The sequence below is a fragment of the Candidatus Regiella endosymbiont of Tuberolachnus salignus genome, assembly GCF_964020115.1.
Taxonomy (GTDB): domain Bacteria; phylum Pseudomonadota; class Gammaproteobacteria; order Enterobacterales; family Enterobacteriaceae; genus Regiella; species Regiella insecticola.
In genome coordinates this window covers 1,923,785-1,937,449 of the sequence record NZ_OZ026542.1, presented here as the reverse complement: position 1 = coordinate 1,937,449, position 13,665 = coordinate 1,923,785, and the positions used below count along the sequence as shown (strand labels likewise).

The following is a 13,665-nucleotide window of genomic DNA, read 5'->3' as shown; positions in this document are numbered from 1 at the left end:
TCGGTTGCCAGGGGGTGAGACCGATGAGCGTAGACCTCTACGTGATTCGGCGAGCACTCGCAGCCAACACAAAGGCGAAGGGTATAGGCATCTAAGGATGCTACAGCATTCTTGATTCTCGGTAGAATTTATAGGCCAGGTAAACCAATTCGTCATTTTGGTGGTGCAAAAGCTAAACACAGGGTGATTGTTTCACCTTGTTTCGTTATAAAGTTATAGTCGTATTTTTGTGACAAATTGAGAGTAGGAAAATCTTTTTTTACGTTACTAAAATCGGCTTGCTGGCAATTCATTCCGCTTTCACTCAGGAATAATCCCCCGTCAGTTATAATGTTTTCTTCAGTGATATCTACATTATAAACATTAGGTTTTTGTTGATTTGACCACTTGGTCGTAATTTTCGGATGATCAGGTGCATAAAATATTAACCATTCAGATAGGCTGCCTCCTCCCACATATTTTAATGGCACATTATAGTGTTTCTGCCATAAATTATTTAATTCTAAGCTGATAGGTTTTATATAATTACGCTTCGAACCTGCTCCACGAATATCTTTCGTGAGTACTAAAACGTAACCGGAAACAACGAGAATGGCAAAAGATAATAATCCTAAATTTATTTTATTCCAGCATTTTATTTTTTCTACATTTATAAATAGCAATGTTAATAGCGGTGCTAAAATTGAAAAAGGTTGTAACCATTCTGTTATCCGTCCACCGTTGTTAAAAAGAAAATAAATGAATATTATAAAAACAGGTGGCAATAAAATGAAAATAACCGCTCGCTTTTCTTTTGTATTCGGTGATTCTATTTTCCCACCGAGTGGAAATAAAATTAATCCCATTATAATTACCGGATAAAAAACAGACAAAAAAGCAATAAAAATTTTTCCATTGAGACCTGGTTCTATTTGTGAGCCAACCCAATCAAATGCGGCAAAATCATGTTCATAAAGCCACAGAACATTGGGTGAAATGATACAAATGAACAGCAGAATTGAAAAATAAAATTCTTTATATTTAAAAGCTTTCCTGCCTTCTTTTGTTATTAAAATATAAGACAGCATAAAAGGTAAAAAAGATAATGAAGAATATTTCGACATTGTTGCTAACCCACAAAATAATGCGAGTAATAACCAATATCTTTTATTGTCATAAATTGCTTTAATAAAAAAAAGAAATAGATAAGGCCAAAGCATAACAAGTAAATAATTATCGTTATAAGGAATTATATCAAAATTAATAATACCACTTATATTTAAACTCATTAAGGAAAAAAAAGCCATAACATGACAATAAAAAAGACGTAAACTCAGTAACCATATTCCGAACATACCAATAGATATAGTGAGAAAATGTGTTGCATACCAATAGAAATCAAAGGGAATCAATTTATTAAAAAATAAGGCAGGGAGCATTACCGCACCTACTAGATAAGGATTTTTTGGTGAACCAAACTCAGAGTTGCTTGCCCAATTTAATGCCTCAATAGCATCATAAGGTACGGATGGATCAAAAAGATAACTCGCGAATGTCCATGCGATGGCATAAAAAACGATAAAAAAAAGAGCAGGCATTATGCTAGAATTATGTACCTTCATGAATTTATTGCCTTAATTGATTCAATAATTTTTGCATTATTTTAACGTAGAACATACTGATTTACTATGATATACCCACAGTCCTTCAAGTTGCTGCTAGGCGAACCCCCGCAGCCAACAACGCGGGGGTTCAAAGACGAAGGGTATAACGGAGGTTGATGATTTTTATATGTCAGTAGGTATCTTGAATTCACATTTTCGTAGAAATTAACTTCAATTCTATCTATTGTCCTTGTCGTTTAATTGGAGCTTTTATAGGGGTATGCTATTATGGATTTCTTTGGCTTAATTGCTGGAATTTTTATTAAATGAATCGTACCGAATGAAAGTGAAAATATTCTTGTTATCACTATATTTATTTTAGATAAAAATAAATATAAGTGCTGATGATATTTTTTTGAAAATTCGAAATTAATTTTTATTACAACCAGGTTTTATTATTAAATAAAATTCAAATAGGATAAGAGATGATTAATAATGATGTACTACGTAGTATTCGCTATATGCTTAATGTTAATGATACTAAAATAGTCGACATTATTAAATTAACAGGTTATCAAATTAATAATCTAGATATTATTAGTTTTCTTAAAAAAGACAATGAAGCAGGTTATCAATATTGCTCTGATGAGGTAATGGTACATTTTCTTAATGGTTTAATTTTTTTTAAACGTGGTAAAAATGATAAATTTCCGCTCCCTAATATTGAAGTTAAATTAAATAATAATATTTTTTTAAAAAAATTACGGGTGGCTTTTTCGTTGAAAGATAGTGATATGCATGCTCTTTTTCTTTCGGTTAATTTTCCTGTAAGCAAACCGGAATTAAATGCGCTTTTCCGCAAAGAAGGCAGTAAAAATTTTCGTTTATGTGGCGATCAACTATTACGCCATTTTTTGAAGGGACTCACTCTACGTATTCGCAGTTAAACCTCTTGCATACCCTTCGTCTTTGAAGTTGCCGGCGGCCAGGGTGTGAGCTGATGAGTGTGGACACATGAGGGCGATCACCCGCAGCTAACATGGCTTCAAAGACGAGGGGTAAATAACCTATTGCGTGGTATGAATTTCTGCGTTGTGCAGTGCTCGCAATCCTCATGTACTCGCATGGCAACGAAGGTTGCTTGTGCCTTGGCTTTACATAACGAACTACGGTTTTGCAAGCAGTCTTTTATCGAAAACGAGCTCAAAATGCTCATTATATTTTATGTAAACTGCACTTTTTCGCTCATTTTTTCCTCGTCTAAGTGTCGCTTAAGAAGATTTGGAACAGGCTCTTAGAAATTAAATGATCTTTGCATAATCAAGGCTGTGATATTAAGCTTCAAAAGTGTGGAAGGCGTTAAAATAGTTAGCATTAGGAGTATCCTGAGGAGCGAAACACCTCATCTCCAGCATTTTTTCGTGAATATAGTAAAATAAAAAGGTTTAGCACGTGCCACGGTCTTTATAGTTGTAAAGATTTACAACAAGATATACCGTTCGCCTTTGAAGTTGCCTTCGGCTGCCAGGGCGACCGACCGATGAGCGTAGATATACTACGTGATTCGGCGAGCACTCGCAGCCAACAACGCGGCGGCTTCAAAGGCGAACGGTATAGAGATATAGCCGAATCAAATTAAACTGATTTGGCTATAATAGACCCCTTGTACTAGGCGGCATGTGAAAAGAACTTAAGATAATGGATGTTTATTGAAAATTTTCAATTTATACAATTTTAACCGTATCCGATGTGCGTAACTCAACCACTTTTTTCACTTATGCAGGATATTTTGAGTCTTGTCGCTGCTGCTTGTGATTGATAAAGTAGGCGGATTTTTCCTCCCTCAGCTTGCAGGATTACCCTTTACTATGTTTAAGAAATTTCGCGGCATGTTTTCTAATGATTTATCAATCGATTTAGGTACCGCCAACACCTTAATTTATGTTAAAGGACAAGGCATTGTATTAAATGAACCTTCCGTGGTTGCAATACGCCAGGATCGCGCGGGCTCGCCTAAGAGTGTTGCGGCAGTTGGGCAAGATGCCAAACAAATGCTGGGGCGTACTCCTGGCAATATTGCAGCCATTCGTCCGATGAAAGATGGCGTCATTGCTGATTTTTTCGTGACTGAAAAAATGCTACAACATTTTATTAAGCAAGTGCATAGCAATAGCTTCATGCGTCCCAGTCCCCGGGTGCTAGTCTGTGTACCTGTAGGGGCAACACAGGTTGAACGCCGCGCGATCCGTGAATCTGCTCAAGGCGCGGGTGCCCGTGAAGTTTTTCTGATTGAAGAGCCGATGGCGGCAGCAATTGGTGCTGGTTTACCGGTTTCTGAAGCGACGGGTTCAATGGTGGTTGATATTGGTGGAGGGACGACAGAGGTTGCTGTTATCTCACTAAATGGGGTGGTTTATTCTTCTTCGGTACGTATTGGTGGTGATCGTTTTGATGAAGCTATCATAAATTATGTGCGCCGTAATTATGGCTCTTTAATTGGTGAGGCGACAGCTGAGCGTATTAAACACAGCATTGGTTCGTCTTATCCTGGTGATGAAGTATTAGAAATTGAAGTGCGCGGTCGTAATCTAGCAGAAGGGGTACCGCGGGGTTTTACATTGAATTCAAACGAAATTCTTGAAGCACTGCAAGAGCCGCTTACTGGTATCGTCAGCGCGGTGATGGTTGCATTGGAACAATGTCCGCCGGAGTTGGCCTCTGATATTTCTGAGCGCGGGATGGTGCTCACGGGGGGTGGGGCATTATTACGTAATTTAGAACGTCTGCTGATGGAAGAAACAGGTATTCCGGTCGTGGTTGCTGATGATCCGCTGACTTGTGTTGCTCGTGGTGGCGGTAAAGCATTGGAGATGATAGATATTCATGGTGGCGATCTATTTAGTGAAGAATAAATTTATGAAACCGAATTTATGAAGCGGATATTTCATCGGGATCCATCCCTTTCTTTACGATTGTTTATTGCTGCTAGTGCAGCGATTGCGCTGATTATTGTTGATAGCCGTTTTAGTTCATTTATAAAAATACGAACTTACATGGATACGGCTATTAGCCCCTTCTATTTTCTTGCCAACGTGCCCCGCAGCCTACTAGACGGCATTTCTGAAGCCTTAGCAACGAGACAACAACTTGAGCTGGAAAATCGGGCATTACGCCAAGAGCTGTTATTAAAAAGTTCCGACCTGCAATTATTAAAACAATTTAAATATGAAAATATCCGATTACGTGAATTGCTGGGTTCTCCTTTGCGTCAGGATGAATACAAAATGGTCACTCAGGTAATGTCTAGCGGTACTGATCCCTATAGTGATCAAGTGGTCATTGATAAAGGCAGCAGTAATGGTGTTTACGAAGGGCAGCCGGTTATTAGTGACCGCGGTGTTATCGGCCAGGTAACGGCAGTGGGGAAGTTTACTAGCCGTGTCGTCTTGATCTGCGATATATCGCATGCTTTACCCGTTCAAGTATTACGCAATGATATTCGCGTAATTGCTGCTGGCGGGGGTTGTAGCGATGATTTAGTGTTAGAGCATTTTTTTAGCAATGCGGATATCCGTGTTGGGGATGTGTTAGTGACATCTGGGTTAGGTGGACGTTTTCCTGAAGGTTATCCAGTCGCGATAGTGACTTCAGTAAAAGTAGATAATCAACGTGCTTATACGGTTATTCACGCTAAGCCTACCGCTGATTTACAGCGACTACGTTATTTACTATTGCTTTGGGCCAGTGATCGTGGAGATGATAAGCCTCCGTCGGCGGCGGATGCTGTACATCAAGTGGCGCAACAGCGTTTGACACAGATACGTGCTGAATGGGATGAAAGAAAATCTAACGAAATGGATCCAGCGTCATCTACTCAAGCACATGATAAGCTCCATCCCGACGTAATAGAAGACAAGCAGCACCCTGCAACGCTTGATACAGGTTTAATATCAGATGATCCCAGCCCTAACACAGTCAGTGGTGCTCCGGCGAATACACCCCTTGTTCAAGGCACAGTAATGCCATGAGCTACTTTTATAGCTATGGCCGTTGGGTCATTTGGTTATCATTCCTGATTGCGATTATCTTTCAGATTACACCTTGGCCTGAAAAAATTTATCTATTTCGTCCCTCCTGGTTGACTCTCGTCTTTATTTACTGGGTAATGGCCTTACCTCACCGTGTTAACGTAGGTACTGGCTTTTTTCTCGGCTTAGCTATGGATCTTATTTTTGGATCAACCCTTGGCGTACGCGCATTGGGATTGAGTTTTGTCGCTTATTTTGTCGCTTTTAAGTTTCAGTTATTTCGCAATATGGCGTTATGGCAGCAAGCGCTCATGGTGATGTTACTGGTTCTTATGATGAATGTAGTGGTGTTCTGGTCAGAGTTTTTGGTTATTAATGTCTCGTTTCGCCCAGAAATTTTTTATAGCAGTGTAATAAATGGTATTTTATGGCCTTGGTTATTTTTATTGATGCGCAAGATCCGCCGTCAATTCGAGGTGCAATAGATGTTGGTGAAAGGTTAGCTGGTGGGTCGGGAGAATGATATGACCACCACATTATTGATCAATGTTACAGCATCAGAAACACGGCTGGCCTATCTCGAGGAGGGCGTTTTACAAGAGATTCATATTGAACGTGAAGCAAAAAGAGGCATTGTCGGCAATATTTATCAAGGTCATGTTAAGCGAGTTTTACCAGGGATACAGGCTGCTTTTATTGATATTGGTTTGGATAAGGCTGGATTTCTTCATGCTAAGGAGATAACACCTGACAGGATGAAAAAAAATGAATCCCATCATTTTCAATCATCTGACATTACCCGGCAAGTTTATCAAGGCCAATATTTAATGGTGCAAGTAGTTAAAGATCCGCTGGGTAGCAAGGGTGCTCTGTTAACAAAGGATATCCGTTTGCCCTCTCGATATTTAGTCATGATGCCTGGCGTTCAACATGTTGGTGTTTCTCAGCGCATTAAAAATGAAAAAGAACGTGAACGTTTAAAAAATATTGTTACTTTGTCCTGTGATCAAACACTGGGATTTATTATCCGTACTGCCGCTGAAAATATTTGTGAAGAAAAATTATCAGCTGATGTGCTCTTTCTTCAACGTTTATGGCAGGACGTGCTGGCAAAGAAAAAATGTAATCATGCAAAAATCCGCCAACTTTATGCTGAATACCCCCTCTCTTCGCGTATATTGCGTGATTTTGCTGTTACCGAATTAGATCACATTCTAATTGATTCTAAATTAACTTATGACTCGCTTTTGGCGTTTACGGGTAAATATATTCCAGAAATAAAGTCAAAATTGCAGCATTACACCGCTAGTCAGCCTCTCTTCGAGAAGTATAATGTTGAAAATGAAATTCAACGCTCATTGAATCGGAAAGTTATTTTGAAGTCGGGCGGTTATTTAATTATTGATCAAACGGAAGCCCTGACGACTATTGATATTAATACGGGTTCCTCTGTGGGTTATCATAATCTTGATGAAACTATCTTCAATACCAATCTTGAAGCCACCCAAGCTATTGCACGTCAGTTACGGATACGTAATTTGGGAGGGATCATCATCATTGATTTTATTGATATGCATAATAAACAGCATCGTGAATCAGTATTAAAGTCTTTGCAAGAAGCGTTAAGCAAGGATCGAGTGAAAACCACGATTAGTGGTTTTTCTCCGCTTGGACTGGTAGAAATGACACGTAAACGTACTCGTGAAAGTATTGGACAGGTGCTCTGCCATGATTGCTTAACTTGTCAAGGGCAGGGTAGAGTGAAATCAGCAGAAACAGTGTGCTATGAAATTTTAAGAAAAATTGTTGAGATGCATCGTAACAATGATGCCAATGGTTTTGTCGTTTCTGCCTCTCCTTCTGTAGGTGAAAAACTACAGAGCAAAGAATTTGGTGCATTAACAGAAACCGCGAATTTTGTAGGTAAGTCGATAAAAATACAGATTAACCCCCTTTATAGCCAAGAAAATTTTAACGTCGTGATGATGTAATCAGTATAAAATGCTTATACCCTGTGTCTTTTAAGTTGCCTTGGGCTGCCAGGGCGTGAGACCCGATGAGTGTAGACAGACTACATGATTCGGGCGAGGGCTCGCAGCCAACAACACGGCGGTTTCAAAGGCGAAGGGTATATCAATCCATTAAAAATTAATCAGATAAAGAGTGATAAAAATATGAGTCTTACTTCTGTCAGCGATCAGCTACTTACTCCTAATACGCTGACCCATCAGGATCTGTTTTCAGTATTAAGCCAGTTGACAGAACGCGCTCTTGATTACGCCGATCTTTATTTTCAATCCAGCTATCATGAAGCTTGGGTATTGGAAGACAGCTTGATTAAAGAAGGCTCTTATCATATTGACCAAGGCGTTGGGGTGCGCGCGATCAGCGGTGAAAAAACCGGATTTGCTTATGCAGACCAAATTACCTTAAAGGCATTACAACAAAGTGCACAAGCGGCTCGTAGCATCGTTAAAGAAAATGGGACAAGTCAAATACCCCTGTTGCGTGAAGTTTCTTATCCCAGCCGTTATTCGTCGTTAGATCCATTAACAAATTATGATCGTGAAAAAAAAATTGAGTTGTTGCATCGGGTCGATAGGGTGGCGCGTGCTGTAGATAAGCGGGTAAAAGAAGTGACCGCTAGCTTAACCGGTGTTTATGAATTGATTTTAGTCGCCGCCACTGATGGCACCCTGGCGGCTGATGTACGTCCGTTGGTTCGTTTATCCGTGAATGTTTTGGTAGAAGATGCCAACGGTAAGCGTGAACGGGGTAGTTGTGGTGGGGGTGGACGTTGTAGTTATGATTATTTTTTTGAATCTGTTGATGGTGAAGAGCGAGTTGATACTTTTGCTAAAGAAGCCGTTCGAATCGCCTTGGTTAATCTTGATGCTATCGCTGCTCCTGCTGGTACCATGCCAGTGGTGTTAGGTGCTGGTTGGCCAGGGGTATTGCTACATGAAGCAGTAGGTCACGGTTTGGAAGGCGATTTTAATCGCCGAGGCAGTTCTGTATTTAGTGGAAAAATAGAAAAAATGGTTACTTCTGAACTCTGTACTGTGGTTGACGATGGTACCTTGTCGAACCTTCGTGGTTCACTGGCCATTGATGATGAAGGGGTGCCAGGTCAGTATAATATTTTGATTGAAAACGGCATTTTAAAAGGTTACATGCAAGATAAACTGAATGCACGGTTAATGGGGATGGCAGCAACAGGTAATGGTCGTCGGGAGTCTTATGCTCATTTGCCGATGCCTCGTATGACGAATACCTATATGTTAGCGGGACGATCAACGCCGGAAGAAATCATTGAGAGTGTAGAATATGGCCTGTATGCCCCGAATTTCTCGGGTGGGCAGGTAGATATCACCTCAGGCAAATTTGTCTTTTCAACCTCAGAAGCGTATTTAATTGAAAACGGTAAAAAGACTCAGGCAGTGAAAGGCGCGACTTTGATTGGTTCCGGCATTGAAGCTATGCAGCAAATTTCAATGGTTGGTAATGACTTGGCCTTCGATAAAGGTATTGGTGTTTGTGGCAAAGACGGGCAAAGCGTACCTGTAGGTGTCGGGCAGCCTACGCTGAAACTGGATAATTTGACAGTCGGTGGCACCGCTTAAATCAGCATGTACCCTTCGTCTTTCTACGGCGGCCGAAGGGTACATATTAAGGAAAGGGAGATGAATAAAAAATTCTGGTCTATTTTACTGATGATAATGTTATCCGTAGTGGCTGTTGTAATGATAGTGTCAAAAACAGACCAGATCGCTCCAGAGGATCCTAGCTCAGCAGTAAAAATTTCTGCGCACCCTGTCTCTATCGAACAATTGACGGAAGATAGACGCATAGCCAATTATTTAAAGCAACATCATCGTTTACCTCATTTTTATATCACGAAGAAACAAGCGCGCGAGCTAGGTTGGGATGCACGCAAAGGAAACTTGTGCCAGATACTGCCGGGTAAAGCCATTGGTGGTGATCTTTTTTCTAACCGTGAACGGCAGCTCCCTGAGGCACGCGGGCGTATTTGGCATGAAGCAGATGTGAATTATAAATGTGGTCATCGGGGAAGCGAACGGTTGTTATATTCTAACGATGGTTTGATTTATCTCACCCAGAATCATTACAAAAACTTCGTTTTGTTGGAGTCAATCGATCAATGAAAATAATGAAAGTGATATTTGATTTTGACCATATTCCCGATGTCGCGACCTTTTATGTTGAGTTTATTCGCCAGTTTGCACTGGATGACGATTTTGGCGCTAATTTGGATGCATTGTGGGATATGTTGACCGGCGGTGGCATTAGTTTACCGGTAAAAATTGAATTTATTCATTTCAATCGAGATAGAGCACGGCATTTTATTGATCTTGCGCGAGTATTTTCTGAAGCAGAACAAGAGTTGTCAGGACGCTTGCGCTTTAGCATGACGGCTTAGCGAAACTCGCGCCGTCTCCTCTTAGCTCAGCGCTAAGCACCTAGGGGTCTATTGATTTTTTTCTGCTTGCTCACGTAGGCATTGAAAAATGTGTTGGGATGATTTTGCTGGTTTGTTGGTTGTCTTTTCTTTTTGCGCATTGCGGATGAGGTTGCGTAATTGCTGACGATCAATTTCAGGATAAAGTGCTAATACGCTAGGCATAGCTTCGTCCCCTTTATGAATTAAATCATCACGCAGTGTTTCTAGTTTATGGAACAGAAAAACTTGTTGATTGTGGCGGTTTTTTATTTTATCCAACGCGGTCTGAATGGGCTCTATCTCACGCTTCCGTAATAATTTACCAATAAGTTGAATTTGGCGTCGGTGCGCGCCTTTATCAATCTTTTGGGCTAATTGGATAGCGGCCAGCAGTTCTTCGTCTAATGGAATACGTTCCAATACATTTTTACTGAGGTTAACTAATTCACTACCGAGATCTTTCAGTGCTTCGGCATCGCGTTTTATTTCGCTTTTACTTACCCAAATAATTTCATCATCATCATTGTTATCGTTATTTTTTTGTCGCTTCATGTGTCAAATTCCTCACTGCTCACTAATAACCTACTGCGTGGCGTGAATTCTGCGTTATGCAGTAGGTTTCGAAAGAGGTTTACTCCCTTGGCCTTTCAAGTTGCCGCTAGGCGAACACCCGCAGCCAACAACGCGGTGGCTTGAAAGGCCAAGGCTGTATCTATAATCGCGCATCCACCCACGCTCGCACGCTAGCTAATGCCGCTGGGAGCGTCGCTACATTCGTTCCTCCGCCCATCGCCATCTCTGCTCGTCCACCGCCTTTACCCCCCAATTGCTTGGCAAGATCAGTGACCAATTCACCCGCCTTGATTTTATCAGTGAGATTTTTAGTCACTCCGACGATCACATTAACTTTATTATCTTGCTTCGTCGCCAAAACAATAATGGCTGACTTTAATTCTTGTTTTAGTGAATCGATAAGGGTTTTCAGCATTTCTGGCGCAATATTATCCACCTGTTTTACCAGGAGTTTGCCTCCTTTTATCTGTTGTGCACTATCGGATAAGGAGATACTTTTCTGCTTAGCTTGTTGCGCTTTAAGCTGTTGTAATTCCTGCTCTAAATTTTTATTGTGCTCCTGTATTTTACTAATTTTATCAAGCAGATTACTGCTATCGCCTTTTAGTTGATACGAGATCTTATGTAATAAATGACTTTCCTGATGTAACAATGTCATTGCCGCTTCACCGGTTACTGCTTCGATACGACGAATCCCCGCCGCCGTCGCTGATTCAGCAGTAATACGGAATAAACCGATATCACCGGTACGGTTAGTATGGGTTCCCCCGCAAAGCTCAATAGAAAAAGTTCCCATGGTGAGCACCCGCACCTTATCGCTGTATTTTTCACCGAAAAATGCCATCGCCCCTGTTTTTTTAGCCTCTTCTAACGCCATAATTTTTGTTTCGATAGGCAGATTAGCGCGAATTTCAGCATTCACTTGAAGTTCAACTTGCTGAATTTGCGCTTTCGTCATCGCCTGAGAATGAGAAAAATCGAAGCGCAAGTAGTGGTCATTGACTAGAGAGCCTTTTTGAGCAACATGCTGACCCAAGGTTTGACGCAAGGCGGCATGCAACAAATGTGTTGCTGAATGATTTAAGCGAATACGATGACGTCGCTCAGCATCAACAGCGGCATTAATATTCTCTCCGATTCGTAAACAGCCTGTCGTGAGCTGCCCTACATGGGCGATAGTGGCGCCATGTTTTTGCGTATCTCGCACGGTAAAATGCGCGCTATCATTCACTAATTTACCGCTGTCACCCACTTGTCCGCCGGATTCAGCATAAAAGGGCGTTTTATCCAAAATCACTAAAATTTCTTCGTCAGGAGCAGCTTTGTCACTGAAATGAATTTCATCCACTGCTTTGCCATTATGAATTAGCGCAATGATGAGAGCCTGCTGCTGTAGATGTTGGTGTTCATAGCCAGAAAATTCGCTTTTCCCCTCTACTTTTATCAAATTATTATAATCAGTGGCAAAAACGTTCGAATCCCGTGCGCGAAGACGTTGTGCTGCCATCGCCCGTTCAAAACCCGCTTCATCAACCTTTAGGTGACGCTCACGACAGACATCTGCGGTAAGATCGAGCGGAAAACCATAGGTGTCATATAAACGGAAAGCCGTTTCACCCGCCAGCGTATCCCCAGTTATTTTGCTGAGTTCTTCATCTAATAAGGCCAGACCACGCTCTAAAGTGCGAGCGAACTGCTCTTCTTCGGTTTTTAGCCATTGTTCAATCAATGATTGCTGCTGTTTCAATGCTTCTGCCGCTGATCCCATCACGGAAATTAATGGCGCCACCAGTTTGTAGAAAAAAACGCTTTTTATGCCCAACATATGGCCATGGCGAATGGCTCTACGGATGATGCGTCGTAAAACATAGCCCCGATTTTCGTTTGACGGCATCACCCCATCAGCAATTAAAAAAGCACAGGAACGAATATGATCCGCAATCACCCGTAAAGATTGGTTGGATAAATCGCTAACAGCGGTAATTTCGGCGATGGCTTTAATCAAATCACGGAATAAATCAATTTCATAGTTGGAGTTAACCTGTTGCAATACCGCCGCAATACGTTCTAGCCCCATACCGGTATCTACTGAGGGCTGGGGTAACGCTAGCATCGTCCCATCGAGCTGACGATTAAATTGCATAAACACGATATTCCAAATTTCGATATAGCGGTCACCCTCTTCTTCAGGGCTGCCGGGGGGACCTCCCCAAAGGTGATCACCATGATCGTAGAAAATTTCAGTGCAAGGACCGCAAGGGCCGGTGTCTCCCATTTGCCAAAAGTTATCTGAGGCAAATGCCCCTCCTTTGTTATCCCCAATCCGAATAATTCTTTCGGCGGGGATACCCACTTCGTCAGCCCAGATACGATAAGTTTTATCATCAGTTTTATATACGGTTATCCAAAGTTTATCTTTGGGTAAATGAAAGTACTGTTCACTGGTTAATAGTTCCCAAGCAAAATGAATGGCTTCAGATTTAAAATAATCACCAAAACTGAAGTTACCTAGCATTTCGAAAAAGGTGTGATGACGCGCGGTATAACCTACATTTTCGAGATCATTATGTTTACCTCCGGCACGGATACAACGCTGAGAGCTGGTGGCGCGGACAGAGTCAATTTGTTCTAAACCCAAAAAAACGTTTTTAAATTGATTCATACCCGCGTTGGTAAATAACAGGGTAGGATCATTGTGAGGAACCAACGAGCTGCTTGCTACGACCTGGTGTCCTTTACTATGGAAGAAATCGAGAAACATTTGACGGATCTCAGCGGTACTCTTACTCATAATTTTCCTGGAATAAAGCGATAAAAACACTGTTTAGGCAAATTCAATACCTATCTATGCTATGAGAGCATTGTTTACATCTCGGCGTGATATACCCTTCGCCTTTCAAGTTACGGCGGCGTTGGCTGCGGGTGCTCGCCGAATCACGTAGTTGTCTACGCTCATCGCCCGCCCTGGCAGCCGAAGGCAACTTCAAAGATGAAGGGTATATTAGTGGTATTTTCACTT

General features: G+C 41.4%; 12 protein-coding genes. 8 read left to right on the top strand and 4 right to left on the bottom strand.

Translation table 11 applies throughout. From position 1 onward, the window contains the following. Positions 1-152: 152 nt before the first annotated feature. Complete coding sequence (locus tag AACL30_RS09895; protein WP_339056533.1) at positions 153-1,601, bottom strand: glycosyltransferase family 39 protein; 1,449 nt, start codon at positions 1,599-1,601, stop codon at positions 153-155. A 467-nt stretch (positions 1,602-2,068) separates the two neighbouring features. On the opposite strand from AACL30_RS09895, the gene AACL30_RS09890 reads away from it, so the two are divergent. The 8 genes from AACL30_RS09890 to AACL30_RS09855 all read left to right on the top strand — a co-directional run bounded on the left by AACL30_RS09890 (position 2,069) and on the right by AACL30_RS09855 (position 10,052). Further along, positions 2,069-2,530, top strand: a complete 462-nt coding sequence (locus AACL30_RS09890; RefSeq protein WP_339056532.1) for a DUF1456 family protein — start codon at positions 2,069-2,071, stop codon at positions 2,528-2,530. Positions 2,531-3,451: 921 nt separating this feature from the next. Further along, entirely contained in the window at positions 3,452-4,495 is a 1,044-nt protein-coding gene (mreB, locus tag AACL30_RS09885) for a rod shape-determining protein MreB (protein WP_339056531.1), read from the top strand. Positions 4,496-4,513: 18 nt separating this feature from the next. Next, entirely contained in the window at positions 4,514-5,611 is a 1,098-nt protein-coding gene (gene mreC, locus AACL30_RS09880) for a rod shape-determining protein MreC (protein ID WP_339056530.1), read from the top strand. Continuing rightward, the gene (mreD, locus tag AACL30_RS09875) at positions 5,608-6,096 is read left to right on the top strand and encodes a rod shape-determining protein MreD (protein WP_339056529.1); all 489 of its coding nucleotides are present in this window, start codon (positions 5,608-5,610) and stop codon (positions 6,094-6,096) included. Before mreC ends, mreD begins: the two co-directional genes overlap by 4 nt. A 39-nt stretch (positions 6,097-6,135) precedes the next feature. Continuing rightward, positions 6,136-7,602 carry a ribonuclease G gene (gene rng, locus AACL30_RS09870; RefSeq protein WP_339058450.1) on the top strand — a complete coding sequence of 489 codons (1,467 nt, stop codon included), beginning with the start codon at positions 6,136-6,138 and terminating at the stop codon, positions 7,600-7,602. 183 nt (positions 7,603-7,785) lie between these two features. Next, positions 7,786-9,234 (top strand): metalloprotease TldD, encoded by a 1,449-nt coding sequence (tldD, locus tag AACL30_RS09865; RefSeq protein ID WP_339058449.1) that lies wholly within the window; start codon positions 7,786-7,788, stop codon positions 9,232-9,234. 60 nt (positions 9,235-9,294) lie between these two features. Further along, entirely contained in the window at positions 9,295-9,777 is a 483-nt protein-coding gene (locus AACL30_RS09860; RefSeq protein ID WP_339056528.1) for a ribonuclease, read from the top strand. A 2-nt stretch (positions 9,778-9,779) separates the two neighbouring features. Next, on the top strand, positions 9,780-10,052 hold the full coding sequence (locus tag AACL30_RS09855; RefSeq protein ID WP_339058448.1) for a barstar family protein: 273 nt from the start codon (positions 9,780-9,782) through the stop codon (positions 10,050-10,052). Positions 10,053-10,100: 48 nt separating this feature from the next. Here the strand turns inward: AACL30_RS09855 and yjgA are convergent, their stop codons facing one another. The 3 genes from yjgA to AACL30_RS09840 all read right to left on the bottom strand — a co-directional run bounded on the left by yjgA (position 10,101) and on the right by AACL30_RS09840 (position 13,633). Then, positions 10,101-10,625 (bottom strand): ribosome biogenesis factor YjgA, encoded by a 525-nt coding sequence (gene yjgA, locus AACL30_RS09850; RefSeq protein WP_339056527.1) that lies wholly within the window; start codon positions 10,623-10,625, stop codon positions 10,101-10,103. A 160-nt stretch (positions 10,626-10,785) separates the two neighbouring features. Further along, positions 10,786-13,437: an alanine--tRNA ligase gene (gene alaS / locus AACL30_RS09845; RefSeq protein ID WP_339056526.1), complete on the bottom strand. Its 2,652-nt coding sequence runs from the start codon at positions 13,435-13,437 to the stop codon at positions 10,786-10,788. A gap of 43 nt (positions 13,438-13,480) precedes the next feature. Further along, positions 13,481-13,633 (bottom strand): hypothetical protein, encoded by a 153-nt coding sequence (locus tag AACL30_RS09840; protein WP_339056525.1) that lies wholly within the window; start codon positions 13,631-13,633, stop codon positions 13,481-13,483. Positions 13,634-13,665: the final 32 nt, after the last annotated feature.